The organism is uncultured Devosia sp., assembly GCF_964244875.1.
Taxonomy (GTDB): domain Bacteria; phylum Pseudomonadota; class Alphaproteobacteria; order Rhizobiales; family Devosiaceae; genus Devosia.
The window spans coordinates 83118-99432 of the sequence record NZ_CAXTKA010000014.1; the positions used below are offsets into that span (position 1 = coordinate 83118).

Below are 16315 nucleotides of genomic sequence, written 5' to 3' on the forward strand. Positions count from 1 at the left end.
AACAAGGCTTGGGCGATCACAAGATGGCCGGCAGATTGGCGGCGCTGGAACGCAAAGTGGCGCCGCCGGGTTTCGCCAGCATCATAGCGCAGAAGGAACACTCATGCCCAAGATCGAGACCCGTGACGGCACCGAACTCTATGTCAAGGATTGGGGCAGCGGGCGACCCGTCATCCTGTTGCACGGCTGGCCCCTGTCGGCCGATAGCTGGGACGACCAGGCGGTTGCCATTGCCGATGCCGGCATGCGCGCCATCGCCTATGACCGGCGCGGCTTCGGCCGTTCGGACCAGCCCTGGTCCGGCTACGACTATGATACCCTGGCCGACGACCTGGCCGATGTGATTGCCGCAACCGGCGCCGAAGACGCCACGGTGGTCGGCTTTTCGATGGGTGGCGGGGAGGTCGCGCGTTACATGTCGCGCCACGGCGGCAAGGGCCTGCGCCAGGCCGGGCTGATCGCTTCGGTCGTGCCCTATATGCTCAAGACCGCCGACAATCCCGACGGCACGCCGCAGGACGTGTTCGAGGGGATGACCAAGGGCATGAAAGCGGATCGCGCCAAATTCTTCGCCGATTTCTTCAAGAGCTTTTTCGGGGTCAGCCTGTTGGACCATTCGGTCAGCCAGGAGATGGTCGACAATGCCTGGACCGTTGCCATGACCGCCGGGCTCAAGCCGACGCTGGCTTGCGCGGCAGCCTTTGCCACCACCGATTTCCGGCCCGATCTCGCCGCCTTTTCAGTGCCGACACTGATCATTCACGGCACGGCCGACAAGACCGTCCCGATCGACGCCGCTGGCCGTGCTGCGGCAAAGGGCATCGCGCAGTCCACGCTGATCGAATATGAAGGCGCCCCTCACGGCCTGTTCGCCACGCACAAGGAGCGGTTCACCGCGGATCTGCTGGCATTTTTGCGGGGCTAGCATCTTCGCCCGCTCGTCGGTTTCGGCGAGCGGGAAAGCCATGGGAGGTGGTGATCAAACCAATTGGACGCCCGCGCGGAGCGACTTGTCCCTTCGGCTAGAACACGCGATCAGCGTCGTCGCAGTCGGTGACAGCTGTGGCCAAAGACCCGGCAATCAGCGAAATTTCCGGAAGATCGCGCACCCGGTCGCGAGCGGATATCAGCGTTTGCTTTTCAGTCTTGGTCAGCGAGCCGATATCGCCGTCGCCGAAATATCCTATGGCCAGGAGGGCTGTGCGCGGCTCCCCGTGAAACATGGCCCTGAATGTGGCCAGGCCTTGCGGCAATGAAATGCCGGCGGTAAGCATCGCGGCAATGTCGCGATAGTCTTTGGCTTCCGCGCGGTCGTGGATAGTCTTCAACGTGGTGGCCAACAGGTCATCAAGCGACGCCACCAACATGACCCTATCGCTTGACTGAAGCGGGTCGTGCAACCGCCCAAAACCCATGCCGCCGAAAAAGGATAGTTTCACGAAGCCGGACGGCATCCTGGCGGATACAACGAGAGTGTCGGGACTGTCCTGCAACCGTTCGGCATCGGGCAAGAAGGAGAATTTAGCTTGCAATTCCGCCTTGTCCAAAGGCTCGAAGCTGAAAAAATCGAAATCCACCGATACGCGGTGTCCCAGTTGCAAGGCAATTGCGGTACCGCCGTAGAGAACCAGACCCAGTGCGGCGGCCGGTCTCAGGTGTTCCCAGATTTCCCGCTGGGCCGGGGGCAATATGCTGAACTTTGGGTCAAAGCACCGGGGCATGCCGGAATGTCCGCTTTGGTCGTTCATTCGGTATGGAGCGGTTGGCGGACAGCGACAAGCGTCCACGCCAGAAATCCCAAGAGCGATCGTCGAACCACCCGGCCTCGGATTTGACCATCACCTGGGCAAGGCTATCTTCGCCAAGCAAAAGCTCAAGGTGGCGAATCTCCTCATAGCTGCCAAGATGCATGATCTGCGCGATCTTGCGAAGGCGCGAGAAACCCGATTGCTCCACCGGCTTCCACCAAAGATAGCGGCTCGCCATAAAGGCGATTTCAGCATCGTTTTCAGCGGTTATCGTCAGATCGCTCATCACCAAAGCATAGCATACGGGGGCGAGGAATATAACCCAAGCCTTCGAACGGCGATGAAAACCCCGCGTCTTCCGTCCGACTAGCCTTGCTTATGGCCGCAGGCTAAACATCCAGATTGCTGACGCTCAGGGCGTTGTCCTGGATGAAGTCGCGGCGGGGCTCGACCAAGTCGCCCATCAGGGCGGTGAAGATGGAGTCGGCCTCGTCGGTTTCGCGGATTTCGACCTTGAGCAAAGTGCGCGCGTTCGGATCGAGCGTCGTTTCCCAGAGCTGGCCGGGGTTCATTTCGCCCAGGCCCTTGTAGCGCTGCAGGGACACGCCCTTGCGGCCGGCATCGGTGACGGCCTTGAACAGCGAGGCCGGGCCAAAAATCTGCGTCGTCTCGCCTTTGCGGGTCAGCGTGGGAACACCGCCATACAGCTCGTCCAGCCGTTCGGCCAATTGGCGCAACTTGCGCGCATCGGCCGATTGCAGCAGCGCCTGGTCGAGCTGGTGGGTTTCGCCGACGCCGCGCACGGTGCGCGAGAAGCTGAGCCCTTCCTCATCGGTCACCAGACCCGTCCAGCCGCGCTCCAGCTCGTCGGAGATGCGGTCGAGCCGGTTGGCGACACGCTCCATGGTGACGGTGATGCGGGTCGGATCGGACAGGCCCTCGGGATCGAGCCCGCCGACAATGGCGGCCTGCTCGACCAGGCTGCGGTTGTAGCGGGTATTGAGATTGCCGATGGCATAAACGATGTCGCGCGCCTGCTGCAGGATGCCGAGCAGATCGGCACCGGCATGGGCAAGCCCGTCGCGGGTGGTGAACACCGCCTCTTCGAGCCCGCTGGAGAGCAGGTAATCCTCCAGGGCCCGCTCGTCCTTGAGATATTGCTCGGATTGGCCGCGCTTGACCTTATAGAGCGGGGGCTGAGCGATATAGATGTGGCCACGCTCGATCAATTCGGGCGTCTGGCGGTAAAAGAACGTCAGCAGCAGGGTGCGGATATGGGCGCCGTCGACATCGGCGTCGGTCATGATGATGATCTTATGGTAGCGCAGCTTGTCGACGTTGAATTCCTCACGGCCGATGCCGGTGCCCAGCGCGGTGATCAGCGTGCCGACCTGGTCGGAGCCGATCATGCGATCGAAACGGGCGCGCTCGACGTTCAAAATCTTGCCGCGCAACGGCAAGACCGCCTGGGTGGAGCGATCACGGCCCTGCTTGGCGGAGCCGCCGGCGCTATCACCCTCGACGATGAAGATTTCGGACTTGGCGGGATCACGTTCCTGGCAATCGGCCAGTTTGCCGGGCAGGGAAGAGATTTCCAGCGCGCCCTTGCGGCGGGTCAATTCGCGCGCCTTGCGGGCGGCCTCGCGGGCGGCGGCGGCTTCCGAGACCTTGCTGGCGATCAGGCGGGCTTCGGTGGGATGTTCCTCGAACCACTGGCCGAGCTTTTCGTTGACGACGTTCTCCACGACCGGGCGGACTTCGGAGGAGACCAGCTTGTCCTTGGTCTGGGAGGAAAATTTGGGATCGGGAACCTTGACCGAGAGCACGCAGGTCAGCCCCTCGCGGGTGTCGTCACCGGTCAGGGTGACCTTTTCCTTTTTGCTGATGCCCGAGCTATCGGCATAGCCGGTGACCTGGCGCGTCAGCGCCCCGCGCAGGCCAGCCAAATGCGTGCCGCCATCGCGCTGGGGAATGTTGTTGGTAAAGCACAAAACATTCTCGTGGTATGAATCATTCCACTGCAGTGCCACTTCGACGGTAATCCCATCCTTTTCCAGCAGGATGGCGATGGGCTTGTTGATGATCGGGGTTTTGGCCTTGTCCAGATATTGCACGAAAGCCTCGAGCCCGCCTTCGTAAAACAGGTCGATATCAACCGGATCGGCATGGCGGCGATCGGCCAGAAGGATATGGACACCCGAATTGAGGAAGGCCAGTTCGCGCAGGCGATGCTCGAGCGTCTTGAAGTCGAACTCCACCATGGTGAAGGTATCCTGGGATGGCATGAAGCTGACTTCAGTGCCGTTGCGCCCTTCATATTTGCCGGTGATCTCGAGTGGACCATCGGCATCGCCGTGGGTAAAGCTCATTTCATGCACGTCGCCATTGCGGCGGATCTTGAGCTTGAGCCAGACCGACAGCGCATTGACCACGGACACGCCCACGCCATGCAGGCCGCCCGAAACCTTGTAGGAATTCTGGTCGAACTTTCCGCCGGCATGCAGCTGGGTCATGATGACCTCGGCGGCCGAGACGCCCTCTTCCTTGTGAAGGTCGACAGGAATGCCACGGCCATTGTCGGTCACGGAAACCGAGCCATCGGCATTGAGGGTCACCGTCACCAGATCGGCATGGCCGGCCAGGGCCTCGTCAATGGCGTTGTCGACCACTTCATAGACCATGTGGTGCAAGCCCGAGCCGTCGTCGGTGTCGCCGATATACATGCCCGGGCGCTTGCGCACCGCGTCGAGCCCCTTGAGCACCTTGATGCTGTCGGCGCCGTATTCGGAGGGCAAGGATTTATCGGTATCGGTCATGGGCTTCGAATCAACTCAATTACGGTGAAAATCTTGTACTCGATAGGGACCTAAACCCCAAGCAAATTGGCCTTTTCGGCCGGTTTGCCAGGGGATAGCGTCAGGCTTGGGCAGTGCCCGGATAGAGCCGTCCATCCCGTACCGTAATCGGCTGCGCCCGATCGGCCAGGGCCTCGAACAGCAAGGGGTCGGTGCCGGTCAGAAAGCACTGGCCGCCCAGTCGATCCAGTGCCAGAAACAAGGCCCGGCGCCGGTCCGGATCGAGGTGAGCGGCGATCTCGTCGAGCAGCAGGAACGGGGTGATCGCAGTGCGCAGCTTGACCAGACGCGCCTGGGCCAGAACAAGCCCGATCAGCAGCGCCTTTTGCTCGCCGGTTGAACCCAGAGCCGCCGGCATGGCCTTTTGGGCATGGGTTACCTCCAGATCAACGCGGTGAGGCCCAGATATGGTGCGTCCAGCGGCACGATCAAGGCTCCGGGAGCGGGCCCAGAGCGCCGTCAGTTCGGCTTCCAGCGCCGAGGAGGACAGAGGCTCGTGGCGATCCTCGAACAACGGGGACAATGCCAGATGGGCCGCGGGAAAGCTGTCGCCTTCAAGGCTTTGCGCGATCAACGCCTGCAGTTGCGCCAGGCTATCGGTGCGGGCATGGTGGATGGCGGTGGCAGACTGGGCCATCTGCGCTTCGATTGCCGTGAGCCAGCGCGCTTCCCCACCATCCTCGAGCAGGCGATTGCGCTGGCGCATGGCCTTTTCGAAATCCCCTACGGCGGCGGAATGGCCGGGGATGAGCGTGGTCACCAGCCGATCGAGGAACCGACGCCGGTCGCTGGCGGGGCCCGAGAACAGGCCATCCATGGCCGGGGTCAGCCAAAGGACGCGCAGGTAATCGCTCATCGCCTCGACCGAGCGGGCATTGGCGCCATTGATGCGCACGCGCCGGCCGCCATCGTCGAGGCCGGCGCCGGTGCCGATATCGGCGGGGCCGTCATCGGTCTGGATCGATGCAGCAACGGCCCAGCCGATATCGGAGCCCTGCGCCTGGACGGTCTCGAAACTGGCCCGACGCAGGCCCCGGCCGGGCGAGAGCAGCGAAATGGCTTCGAGCAGGTTGGTCTTGCCGGCGCCATTGGGGCCGGTGAGGACGACATGACGCTCGTCCAGATCAAGCGCCGCGGTGGCGTAATTGCGGAAGGCGGTGAGGCGGAGGCGGGAAATGTGGCGGGTCATGGCTGGTGTCGAAGACCCCTCACCCTGGCCCTCTCCCCGAAGGGGCGAGGGGACGCATGGGAAAACTCGATGGTCAAATGCCAGACGAGCGAACGAGCCCCTGCCTCACCTCGCCCCTCCGGGGAGAGGTCGCCGCAACGCGGCGGGTGAGGGGTGCGATGCTGGTTCAAACGCAGATGTAGCCGCGTCAAACCCGCATCGGCATCAGCACATACAGTGCCTTGGCCTCGCCATCCTCACGCACCAGCGTGGGCGAGCCGGCATCGTTGAACATGAACACCGCGCTGTCGCTGCGGATTTGGCCAACGATATCGAGGAGGTAGCGGGCATTGAAGCCGATCTCGAAGCCGTCGGTGTCGAATTCGACGGCCAATTCTTCTGAGGCCGTGCCGTGATCGGGATTGGTGACCGAGAGTTCCAGGAGCCCATCCTTGGCGGAGAGCTTGACGGCCTTGCCGCCGCGTTCGGAGGCGATGGTGGAAACGCGATCCACTGCCGTGGCAAAGGCGGCGCGGTCGACGTTCATCTGCTTGTCGTTGTTCTTGGGCGTCACCCGGTCGTAATCGGGGAAAGTGCCTTCGATCAGCTTGGAGAGCAGTACGACCGAGCCGAGCTTGAAGCGGATCTTGGTTTCGGACACTTCCACGGCAACCTCGCCATCGGCGCCATCGAGCAGTTTTTGAACTTCACCGACGGTCTTTTTCGGCACGATGATGCCGGGCATGCCGCCGGCGCCGGACGGCGCTTCGATCTCGGCGCGGGCCATGCGGTGGCCATCGGTCGCTACGGCCCGCAACACGATGCCAGCATTGGAAATGTCCACGGTGTGCAAATAGATGCCATTGAGGTAGTAGCGGGTTTCCTCGTTGGAAATGGCGAATTGCGTGCGCTCGATCAGCTCGCGCAAAGCCGAGGCCGGCAGGGAAAATTCGTGGCCGAAACTGCCCGATTTCAAATCAGGGAAGCTGTCGGGCGACAGGCACTGCAGATTGAAGCGCGAGCGACCCGAAGTCAGCACCATGTTTTCGGCGCCATCGGTTTCGAGCCGGACTTCGGCGCCGTCGCTGAGCTTGCGCACGATTTCATAAAGGGTATGGGCGGGCACGGTGGTGGTGCCTGGGGTACCGACCATGGCGGGCACGCTTTCGGTGACCTCGATGTCCAGGTCGGTGGCGCGCAGTTCGACCATATCGTCGTGGGCCTTGAACAGCACGTTGGCCAGGATCGGGTAGGTATTGCGCCGTTCCACGACCCGATGCACATGGCTCAGCGATTTGAGCAGATGATTGCGTTCGAGCGTGACCTTCATCGAAAAATCCTTGGCAACAGGCGGCGGTTCGGTGTTGGGAAAACCCCGGAGCACCGGGGTTTGGACCTTTACAAGATGTGGGGGCAAAGGCAAGGGCGCGCCGGCACTTGCCCACGGCAAATGGCCGCATGCGGCTGCGGCATTTGTCCGACGAGGAAAGCTGCACGGGCGGTGATCTTGGGTTAGGGTGCGCCAGTTTCCCTAACGCTGCAGGATCGATCATGGCCGCTAGTTTTACCAGGGACGGCGTTGCCGTCATCACCGGAGGCGCCAGCGGCATCGGGCGGGCTGCGGCGCGCCGGGCGGCCGAAGCCGGCATGCGCATCGTTCTGGTCGATGTCAACGCGGCCAAGCTGGGCACGATCGCCGCCGAACTGGCCGGCCTTGTCGGCCTCGACAATGTCATGGCCGAAACGCTGGACGTGGCCGATGCCGGCGCCATGGTCCACCTGGCCAATCGCGTCGCGCAGCGGTTCGGGGCACCGACCCTGTTGATGAACAATGCCGCCGCCTTTGTTTCCGGCGGCGCCGGGGGCACGCTCGATCCGATCGAGAACTGGCAGGTGACGCTGGCGGTCAATGTGCTTGGGCCCGTCAATGGAGTGCAGGCATTCCTGCCCGGCATGCTGGCTTCGGGGCGGGCGGGCGCGATCGTCAATACCGGCTCCAAGCAGGGCCTGACCAACCCGCCCGGCAATGCGGCCTACAACACCTCCAAGGCTGCCGTGAACGCCTATACGCAGAACCTGGCGCGCGACCTGCGCGAGCGGGAAGGCGGCCGGGTCAGCGCCCATCTGCTGATCCCGGGCTGGACCACGACCGGGGAGGCCGAGCACCGGGCAGGCGCCTGGCTGCCCGAACAGGTAATCGGCTTCATGGAAGCGGCCATCGGGCGGGACGAGTTTTTCATCCTCTGCCCGGACGATGATACCCCCAACGCGACTGATCACAAGCGCATTTACTGGAACGCGATGGACATCATCGAGAACCGCCCGGCGCTGTCGCGCTGGCATCCGGATTGGAAGGAAAAGTTCGCGGAATTCATGGGGCGGGAACTGCCGCGGTAGGCAAGCAAGGCCCCCTCATCCGCCCTTCGGGCACCTTCTCCCACGAGGGGAGAAGGGGAAAGAGCCGAGAATTCTCAGTCGTCACCCCTCGCCCCTTGTGGGAGAGGGACAGCTTGCGACGCGTTCAGCGGAGCAAGCAGGGTGAGGGGTTAGGAGTTATCAGCGAGCGCAGAATTACTCCTCCAGCATCCGCTTCAACAGCTCGATCTCCTGGGCCAGTTCCACGTCGTCCTTGATCATCTGTTCGACCTTGCGGACGGAATGCAGCACGGTGGTGTGGTCGCGTCCGCCGAAGCGCCGGCCGATTTCGGGGAGGGAGCGGCTCGTCAACGCCTTGGCCAGGAACATGGCAATCTGGCGTGGACGAACCACATCGCGCGAGCGGCGGGCCGAGAGCAGTTCATTGCGCGGCACCTTATAGTGGCGCGAAACGATCTTGAGAATGTCCTCGATGCGTACGCGGCGCGCTTCGTGCGAACGGATCAGATCGCCCAAGGTCTTTTCGGCCAGCGGCACGGTGATCAACTCGCCGGTCAGCTGGTTGGCGGCGACGAGGCGATTGACGGCGCCGTCGAGATCGCGGCCATGGCTGACCACGACGCGCGAGATATAGTCGATCACCGGGGTGGGGAAATGCATGCCGAAGCGGGCGGTGGCCTGGTCGGCCCGGCGCTGCACGATGGCGCGGCGCAGCTCGATATCGAAGGTGGAAATGGGCACCACCAGCCCGCCCGACAGGCGCGAGCGGACGCGTTCGTCGAGCATTTCCAGATCGCGCGGCGGCGCGTCGCCCGCGACTACGACCTGCTTGGCGCCGGTCAGCAGGGTGCCCAGGGTATGGCCGAACTCGGTGGCGGACTTGCCCTGCAGGAACTGCATGTCATCGATCAAGAGCAGATCGACCCGGCGCAGCCATTCCTTGAAGCCGAGCGCCGACTGGCGCTGCACGGCCGTGATGAAATGGTACATGAAGTGGTCGGCGGTCAGATAAACGATGTTCTTGGACGGGTCGGCCTGCTGGGTAGCGTGGGCGATGGCGTTGAGCAGATGGGACTTGCCCAGGCCGACGGTGGAATGAATATAGACCGGATTGAAGGTCACGCTGTTATTGGCCGCCGCCTGGGCGATCTGGCGGGCGACGCCGAGCGCCATTTCGTTGGGCCCGCCGGGCACGAAGCTGTCAAAGGTCATGCGCGCGTCGATGGCGCTGCCGGACAGGGCGTCGCCCTTTTGCGCGGTGTTGTCGCGCACGAGGCGCGGCATGGCGGTGACCTGCGGGGCAACAGCAGGCGGCACCTCGGGGCTGGCGGCCTCGACCGGCTGGGGTGCCAGGCGCGGACGGGCTTGGCCGTTGACACGCAAGGTGACCTGCAGACGGGCAATAACCGCGGAATCCTGCTGGAAAGCCTGCAGAATGCGGTCCGCATAGTTGGACTGTACCCAGGAGCACAAGAACCGGGTGGGCGCCGAAAGATGGGCGAGATCGTCCACGACCTCTTCCAGTTCCAGCCGGGCGAACCAGGAGGTGAACACATCCTCGCCGACACCAGCCTTGAGCCGCGCCCGAACCCGGTTCCAGAGGTCGCGCTGGGCTTCGGACAGACAATCGGTTGAGTTCATCACGGACGCATCGCCTTTGGTTGCTGGTGTCGAGGAGGCCCGATCCGTGCGGCCCCAATCCTCGCCCCCGGCGCTGGTCTGTGCAGTGATCATATCGGTGTGCCCCATTGCTGCTTCGCCGCGGTCCGCAAAAACCAGCCGGCGCCCTGTTCGTCACGCCGGCGCTCCAAGCGGCCAGCCAAAGCTTCGCCTGCCCCCAAACTGGGGACGAAAATTCTTTCCGGCGGTCAGCCGCCGTTCAACCTGCTTGCACTATCACTTGAACCTGACCGGAGCCGGCCAGCGGTTACTCGATAAATGCCCGACCGGATTGACCCACACCGCACCATGATGCTGTCATGCAACCGTTATCGGCACCATTGGCGAGACATCGCTGCCGCCGCCCCAACTCACTTCAATGCCCCACAACAGACCCTGCCAGCTTTGGTAAAACGTACTTTGAAGCCGTCTTTTCTCAAGCTGACGAGATTACCTTAAAGGCTGGATTTTAGGGCTGCAACAGATGAATCTTTCGTGGGGGGGTTGACTCTGGAGCCTGATAAAATCCATTCGGCGCTGGTCAAAAAGAGGCCAAAGCAAGGCTCTGTGACTCAACGCAGATTCGGTGCGGAATGCTGTGGAAGGTGGCAGGAAATTTATTTTGGAAGCGGGTAAAATTATCCGGGTGGGCCGGGCCGGCATTGTGTACGAAGGCAACATTTTGACTGTTAAGCCATTGGTATTACAGCAAAAACCTGCATAGCACCCATGCATGGGGTGAGTCGGCGTCGCCGTCACCGCAATGTCATATGACAGCCAGCAGCGAAAAACACTTCCGTGTTGCCGATAAACAAAAAGGGCCCCTTGCGGAGCCCTTTGTCCAGTTACGGACCCAGTGGTCCGCTCCCTTGTCGTCGCGTCGGATCAGGCGCTCAAAGCCTTGACGCGGCTATTGAGGCGGCTGACCTTGCGGGCCGCAAGATTGGCGTGAACAATGCCCTTGGTGGCGGCGCGGTTGATCTCGGGTTCGGCGGCGCGCAGCGCCTCCACGGCCAGGCTGTGATCGCCGGCGACGATGGCTTCCTCGACCTTGCGGATGAAGGTGCGCACGCGCGAACGGCGCGACTTGTTGACCGCGGTGCGGGCTTCGATCTTGCGGGTGGCCTTCTTGGCTGAAGGAGTGTTGGCCATCGTGGTCCTCTTGGGCGCGTTCCTCCGGCCGAAATCGCGATCAGGCGACACACGTCCGGGGTGAAAATGAAAGCGGCGGCATCAGAACGGCCGCCATTCGGGCGGTCTATAGGGGAAAGCCCCCTGCTCGTCAACCGGATTCCCTAAGGCTTGTGCTGGCACACCGGGCAGTAAAACGTCGAACGGCCGGACTGGACGATACGGGCCACGGTGCCGGTGCAAAGCGGGGTCGGGCAGGGTTCGCCCTCGCGATCATAGACGGCGAAACGATGCTGGAAATAGCCCGAGCCACCATCGGCGTTGCGGAAATCGCGCAGCGTCGAGCCGCCCACTTCGATGGCCTCGATCAGCACCTGGCGAACGGCAGAAACCAGGTGCTCGACGGCCGGCTTGGCCTTGCCCCTGGCCGTCAGCATGGTGCCGGCATGGATGGTGGGCAGGATGTGGGCGCGGTGCAGCGCTTCGGCAACGTAGATATTGCCCAGGCCGGCAACCACGCGCTGGTCGAGCAGCGCTGCCTTGATGGGGGACTTCTTGCCCCGGAACGCCGCGATCAGTGCATCGGCATTGAAGCTGTTGGACAGGGGTTCGGGACCCAGGCCCGTCAGATAGGGGCTGTCGGCCAGATCGTCATAGAGATCGACAAAGCCGAAGCGGCGCGGATCGGCATAGATCAGGTGGGACGGCCCGTGGCTGGGATGGGACAGGGCCCAAACCATATGGTCGTGCCTGGGCACCGGCTCGATTTCGTAGTAGCGCGGGGGCTTGTCGATGGCGTGTTCGGCAAACCGCCAGGAGCCGGTCATACCCAGATGGCTGAGGACGGTCTTGCCGTTGGACAAGCCGATCAGCAGATATTTGGCGCGACGGCCGACGCTGGTGATGGTTTGGCCTGCAAGTGCCGCCGCCAGGCCCTCGGGAAATGGAAAGCGCAGATTGGCCCGATGCAGGCGCACTTTTTCGATGGTGGCACCGACAAGCCAGGGTTCGAGGCCCCGGCGGACGGTTTCGACTTCGGGCAATTCCGGCATTGCAGACGTCCTCCACCTGTGCGGCTTTGCGCCATGGCAAACGCCATGGGGCTTCGCTATGGTGCGGCCAACGCAAACGGACAAAGGCGAGAGCCAATGACACAGGTCAGCGAGACGACCCATTTCGGCGAGCAGATGGTGGCGCTAGAGGACAAGCAGGGGCTTGTCAACGCGGTGTTCCACGGGGTCGCCGACCGGTACGACCTGATGAACGATCTGATGAGCGGGGGCATTCACCGGGTCTGGAAGACCGCCATGGTCGCCGATCTGGCCCCGCCCAAGGCGGGTGCGCGGCCCTATCGCGTGCTGGACATGGCGGGGGGCACCGGCGACATCGCCGAGCGCATCATCAACGCCTCGATGGGTTATGCCGAAGTGGTCATCGCCGACATCAATGCGGACATGCTGCGCGTGGGCACCGAGCGTGCCAAAGGCTGGCGCTATCGGGCGCAGGCGAGCTTTACCGAAGCCAATGCCGAAGAGCTGCCGTTTCCCGACAACAGCTTTGATGCCTATACGATCGCCTTCGGCATCCGCAACGTGCCGCGCATCCAAAAGGCGCTGGGGGAGGCTCATCGCGTGCTCAAGCGTGGCGGGCGCATCCTGGTGCTAGAATTTTCCCAGGTCGACGTGCCAGGACTGGACAGTGTTTACCAGGCCTTTTCCGATCGGGTGATCCCGCCCATGGGCAGGCTCGTGACCGGGGACAGCCAGCCCTACCAGTATCTGGTGGACTCGATCCGCAAGTTCCCGACGCCTGAGGCCTTTACCGGCATGCTGACGGGCGCCGGGTTCAAACGGGCCAGGCATACCCCATTCAGCGGCAATATCGCGGCGCTGTTTTCCGGCTGGAAGATCTAGGTTCAGATGCTGATTTCCGCCTATTTCCGGCTGGTTCGGGCTGGCTATGTGCTGGCCCGCGAAGGCGCGCTGTCCATCATCGTGGCGCGAGACCTGCCCATGCCGCTGCGCCTGGGAATCGGGCTGGGCCGGGCAATCGAGCGCGGATCGGTGCGGCGCACGGGCCATGTGGAGCGGCTGAACCGGGCGCTCAACCTTTTGGGGCCCACTTACGTGAAGTTCGGCCAGACGCTGGCGACGCGGCCCGACGTGGTGGGTCCCCAGGTGGCGGCGGATCTGGCCGGGCTGCAGGACAAGATGGAGCCGTTCGACGCGGATCTGGTACCCACCATCCTGCTGGACGCGCTGGGCGCCAAGGCGGCTGAGCTGACGGAATTGTCCGCGCCCATTGCCGCGGCCTCGATCGCGCAGGTGCATCGCGCCAGGCTGGTTGCGGCGAGCGGGCTGCGCCAAGTCGTGGCCGTCAAGATCCTGCGGCCCGGCGTGGCGCAACGCTTCATGGCCGATATTGAAAGCTTTTATGCCGGCGCCAGGCTGGCCGAGCGGCTGGTGCGCTCGACGCGGCGGCTCAAGCCGACACAGGTGGTGGAAACGCTCGACCGCTCGGCGCGGCTGGAGCTCGATCTGCGGCTGGAAGCGGCGGCGATCAGCGAATTTGCCCAGAACATCAAGGACGACGAAGGCTTCGTCATTCCCAGCGTCAGTTGGGATCATACCGCGCAAAACGTCTTGACCACCACCTGGGTCGACGGCATCCCCATCCGCGACACGGCAGCGCTGGACGCTGCGGGGGTGGATCGCAAGGCTCTGGCCAGGAGCCTGCTACAGAACTTTTTACGGCATGCGATCCGCGACGGATTTTTCCACGCCGACATGCATCCGGGCAATCTGTTCGCCGATCCGCGCACCAATGCGATAGTGGCGGTGGATTTCGGCATCATGGGCCGGATCAACCGGGGGGAACGGCGGTTCCTTGCCGATATCCTGTTCGGCTTCATCACGCGCGATTACCGGCTGGTGGCGCAGCGCCATTTCGACATCGGCTATGTGCCGGCGGCGCAATCGGTGGATGATTTCTCGCTGGCGATCCGCTCGATCGGCGAGCCGCTGCATGGACGCACGGCGCAGGACATTTCGATGGCGCGCGTCTTGGGGCAATTGTTCGTCATTACCGACCTGTTCGACATGCAGACCCGGCCCGAACTGGTGCTGCTGCAAAAATCCATGGTGCTGGTGGAAGGGGTGGCACGTGCGCTCGATCCCAACCTGGATATCTGGACCATCGCCGAGCCGGTGGTGGGCGACTGGCTGCGCCGCGAGGAAGGCCCGGTGGGCAAGATCGAGGACGTCAAGGACGGGTTGCGGGTCTTTGCCGATGCGGCGCGGCGGGTGCCGGTCATTCTGGCGCAGACCGAGGCGATACTGGCCGACTACCAGGCCGAAAAGCCGAATGGCGCGATGTTGCCGCGTCCGATGGTGCTGGCGCTGGGCTGGCTGGCGATGGCGCTGGTCGCGGTGATCATCTGGCGGGTGGCGACGTCCTGAGGCTCGAGGCGCCGCTACAATCAATCGTCAGCGCCTTGCCGCCCCCGGCCCTTGCTCCTAGATTGCGCGCCGGGCGTGGCCGATGGCATGGGGCCGATCGCGGAGGCGTGGAATGGGTTTGCAATCTGCCGGCCGGCTGGCCGGCATTCTCGTGCTGGCTGCCGGGCTTGCCGGGTGTCTTGACGCCAAGGTGGACATTGCCGTGACCAGCCCAACCACCGCCAGGGCGGTGATGACGCAGGAGATGGGCGCCGATTTTTATGCCATGATCAAGACCAATGCCGCCGAAGCCAAAAGCGATACGGCTGCGGACGGCGAGTTTTGCGCCACCGGCACACTGACCGAAAATGCCGATGGCAGCGCCACCTGCGTCATCATCGAGAACGGCCCTTTTGCCGAGCTGACCCTGGGCAATGAGAAAAAGACCGTGACCTTTACCCCGGCTGGACCGGGGCTGGTGCGCGTGGCGCTTCCCACCGTGGAGATGAAAGGGGAAATCGGGGTCGATGACGCCATGGACGAAGAGACACGGCAAATGATCGAGGCGATCTTTACCGGCCATGCCATCACGCTGCGCTTTTCGGGCCGTGAGGTCACCGACACCAATATGGCGCTGTCGCCCGACCGGACAGCGGCCGAACAGGTCATTCCCTTTCTCGATCTGATCAACGGCACGGTGGCCCTGCCCGACGAACTTTATGCCGTGGTGCGGGTACAATAATGGTCGGCAACGGCGTTTCGATCGGCCTGGTCTGGCTCGCGCATGGGCATGGGCTCCCGCTGCCCGCGCCACAAAGCGTGAGCGCTGCGGGTGCCGACCTGGCCGCGGCCCTGGGGGACGGAGACGCCGTGGTGCTGGCGCCGGGCCAGCGCGCGATGATCCCCTGCGGGTTCTGCATGGCGCTGCCGCAGGGCTACGAGGCGCAGGTTCGGCCGCGCTCGGGACTGGCAGCCCGGCATGGGGTGACGGTGCTCAACGCGCCCGGCACGATCGACGCGGATTATCGCGGCGAGATCAAGGTGATCCTGATCAATCTGGGCAATGAGGACTTCGTGGTGCGGCGGGGCGAGCGCATTGCGCAGCTGGTGGTGGCCCCGGTCAGCGCCCCCGTCTTCAGGCTGCAGGAAACGTTGGACGAGACCCTGCGCGGGGCTGGCGGGTTCGGCTCGACGGGCGCGGCGTAGCGGCATGGCGTTCAGTGCGCAGGAAAGCCGGCGCTATGCGCGCCACCTGGTGCTCAAGGGCATGGGCGGGGGCGGGCAACAGGCTTTGGCGCAGGCCAAGGTTCTGGTCATCGGCGCGGGCGGGCTGGGCAGTCCGGGGATCGCCTATCTGGCGGCAGCGGGCGTTGGAACGCTGGGCATTGCCGACAATGACGCGGTGGCGGTGTCCAATCTGCAGCGTCAGATCGTACATAGCACGGCCGGCATCGGCCTCAACAAGGCACAAAGCGCGGCGGGTTTCGCCACGGCGCTCAACCCCCATGTGGCGGTGATCGCCCACACCGCGCGCGTCGATGCCGACACGGCCAAGGCATTAATCGCCGAGTATCACCTGGTGCTGGACGGCTCGGACAGTCTGGCCACGAGGCGCGTGGTGGCGGCGGCGTGCGCAGCGTTGGCAAAACCGCTGGTCGCCGGGGCGGTCACCATGTTCGATGGGCAATTGACGATTTTTGCGCCCCATCTGGGCGGGCCGCGCTTTGAGGCGCTGTATCCGCCCGAGGCAGAGGACGGCGATCTGCCCTCATGCGAAGCCAATGGCGTGCTGGGGCCACTGACCGGGGTGATCGGCACGCTGATGGCCATGGAGGCCATCAAGCTGATCTGCGCCATCGGCGAGCCGCTGATCGGGCGGGTGCTGGTCTATAACGGCAAGGCCGCGCGGTTTTCCGAATTCAATTACTAAGAGAGATCCGC

General features: G+C 63.5%; 15 protein-coding genes. 7 read left to right on the forward strand and 8 right to left on the reverse strand.

What is annotated here, in order from left to right; all coding sequences use genetic code 11:
- The first annotated feature begins 103 nt into the window (after nucleotides 1-103).
- Entirely contained in the window at nucleotides 104-925 is an 822-nt protein-coding gene (locus ACFE8X_RS15270) for an alpha/beta fold hydrolase (protein WP_375452348.1), read from the forward strand.
- 97 nt (nucleotides 926-1022) lie between these two features.
- On the opposite strand, the gene ACFE8X_RS15275 is transcribed toward ACFE8X_RS15270, so the two are convergent.
- The 5 genes from ACFE8X_RS15275 to dnaN all read right to left on the reverse strand — a co-directional run bounded on the left by ACFE8X_RS15275 (nucleotide 1023) and on the right by dnaN (nucleotide 7101).
- Nucleotides 1023-1748 carry a nucleotidyl transferase AbiEii/AbiGii toxin family protein gene (locus ACFE8X_RS15275; protein ID WP_375452349.1) on the reverse strand — a complete coding sequence of 242 codons (726 nt, stop codon included), beginning with the start codon at nucleotides 1746-1748 and terminating at the stop codon, nucleotides 1023-1025.
- On the reverse strand, nucleotides 1705-2034 hold the full coding sequence (locus ACFE8X_RS15280) for a hypothetical protein (protein WP_375452350.1): 330 nt from the start codon (nucleotides 2032-2034) through the stop codon (nucleotides 1705-1707). The genes ACFE8X_RS15275 and ACFE8X_RS15280 overlap by 44 nt, the downstream gene beginning before the upstream one ends.
- Nucleotides 2035-2137: 103 nt before the next feature.
- Nucleotides 2138-4564, reverse strand: coding sequence for a DNA topoisomerase (ATP-hydrolyzing) subunit B (gene gyrB, locus ACFE8X_RS15285; protein ID WP_375452351.1), 2427 nt, complete (start codon nucleotides 4562-4564; stop codon nucleotides 2138-2140).
- Nucleotides 4565-4664: 100 nt separating this feature from the next.
- Complete coding sequence (gene recF / locus ACFE8X_RS15290; protein WP_375452352.1) at nucleotides 4665-5792, reverse strand: DNA replication/repair protein RecF; 1128 nt, start codon at nucleotides 5790-5792, stop codon at nucleotides 4665-4667.
- A gap of 187 nt (nucleotides 5793-5979) precedes the next feature.
- Nucleotides 5980-7101, reverse strand: coding sequence for a DNA polymerase III subunit beta (gene dnaN, locus ACFE8X_RS15295; RefSeq protein WP_375452353.1), 1122 nt, complete (start codon nucleotides 7099-7101; stop codon nucleotides 5980-5982).
- A 221-nt stretch (nucleotides 7102-7322) separates the two neighbouring features.
- Between dnaN and ACFE8X_RS15300 the strand changes: the two genes are divergently transcribed.
- On the forward strand, nucleotides 7323-8168 hold the full coding sequence (locus tag ACFE8X_RS15300; protein WP_375452354.1) for an SDR family NAD(P)-dependent oxidoreductase: 846 nt from the start codon (nucleotides 7323-7325) through the stop codon (nucleotides 8166-8168).
- Between the two features lie 174 nt (nucleotides 8169-8342).
- Here ACFE8X_RS15300 and dnaA read toward each other — a convergent pair whose 3' ends face one another.
- From dnaA to mutM, 3 genes are all read right to left on the reverse strand, one after another.
- Nucleotides 8343-9788, reverse strand: a complete 1446-nt coding sequence (gene dnaA, locus ACFE8X_RS15305; RefSeq protein ID WP_375452380.1) for a chromosomal replication initiator protein DnaA — start codon at nucleotides 9786-9788, stop codon at nucleotides 8343-8345.
- Nucleotides 9789-10691: 903 nt separating this feature from the next.
- Entirely contained in the window at nucleotides 10692-10958 is a 267-nt protein-coding gene (rpsT, locus tag ACFE8X_RS15310) for a 30S ribosomal protein S20 (protein WP_375452355.1), read from the reverse strand.
- Nucleotides 10959-11101: 143 nt separating this feature from the next.
- Complete coding sequence (gene mutM / locus ACFE8X_RS15315) at nucleotides 11102-11989, reverse strand: bifunctional DNA-formamidopyrimidine glycosylase/DNA-(apurinic or apyrimidinic site) lyase (protein WP_375452356.1); 888 nt, start codon at nucleotides 11987-11989, stop codon at nucleotides 11102-11104.
- A 96-nt stretch (nucleotides 11990-12085) separates the two neighbouring features.
- On the opposite strand from mutM, the gene ubiE reads away from it, so the two are divergent.
- From ubiE to moeB, 5 genes are all read left to right on the forward strand, one after another.
- The gene (gene ubiE, locus ACFE8X_RS15320; RefSeq protein WP_375452357.1) at nucleotides 12086-12850 is read left to right on the forward strand and encodes a bifunctional demethylmenaquinone methyltransferase/2-methoxy-6-polyprenyl-1,4-benzoquinol methylase UbiE; all 765 of its coding nucleotides are present in this window, start codon (nucleotides 12086-12088) and stop codon (nucleotides 12848-12850) included.
- A gap of 6 nt (nucleotides 12851-12856) precedes the next feature.
- On the forward strand, nucleotides 12857-14395 hold the full coding sequence (gene ubiB / locus ACFE8X_RS15325) for a 2-polyprenylphenol 6-hydroxylase (RefSeq protein ID WP_375452358.1): 1539 nt from the start codon (nucleotides 12857-12859) through the stop codon (nucleotides 14393-14395).
- 112 nt (nucleotides 14396-14507) lie between these two features.
- Nucleotides 14508-15116, forward strand: coding sequence for a hypothetical protein (locus ACFE8X_RS15330; RefSeq protein WP_375452359.1), 609 nt, complete (start codon nucleotides 14508-14510; stop codon nucleotides 15114-15116).
- Nucleotides 15116-15580 (forward strand): dUTP diphosphatase, encoded by a 465-nt coding sequence (gene dut / locus ACFE8X_RS15335; protein WP_375452360.1) that lies wholly within the window; start codon nucleotides 15116-15118, stop codon nucleotides 15578-15580. Before ACFE8X_RS15330 ends, dut begins: the two co-directional genes overlap by 1 nt.
- 4 nt (nucleotides 15581-15584) lie before the next feature.
- A complete protein-coding gene (moeB, locus tag ACFE8X_RS15340) occupies nucleotides 15585-16304 on the forward strand; it encodes a molybdopterin-synthase adenylyltransferase MoeB (protein WP_375452361.1) in 720 nt (239 codons plus the stop codon).
- Nucleotides 16305-16315 lie beyond the last annotated feature (11 nt).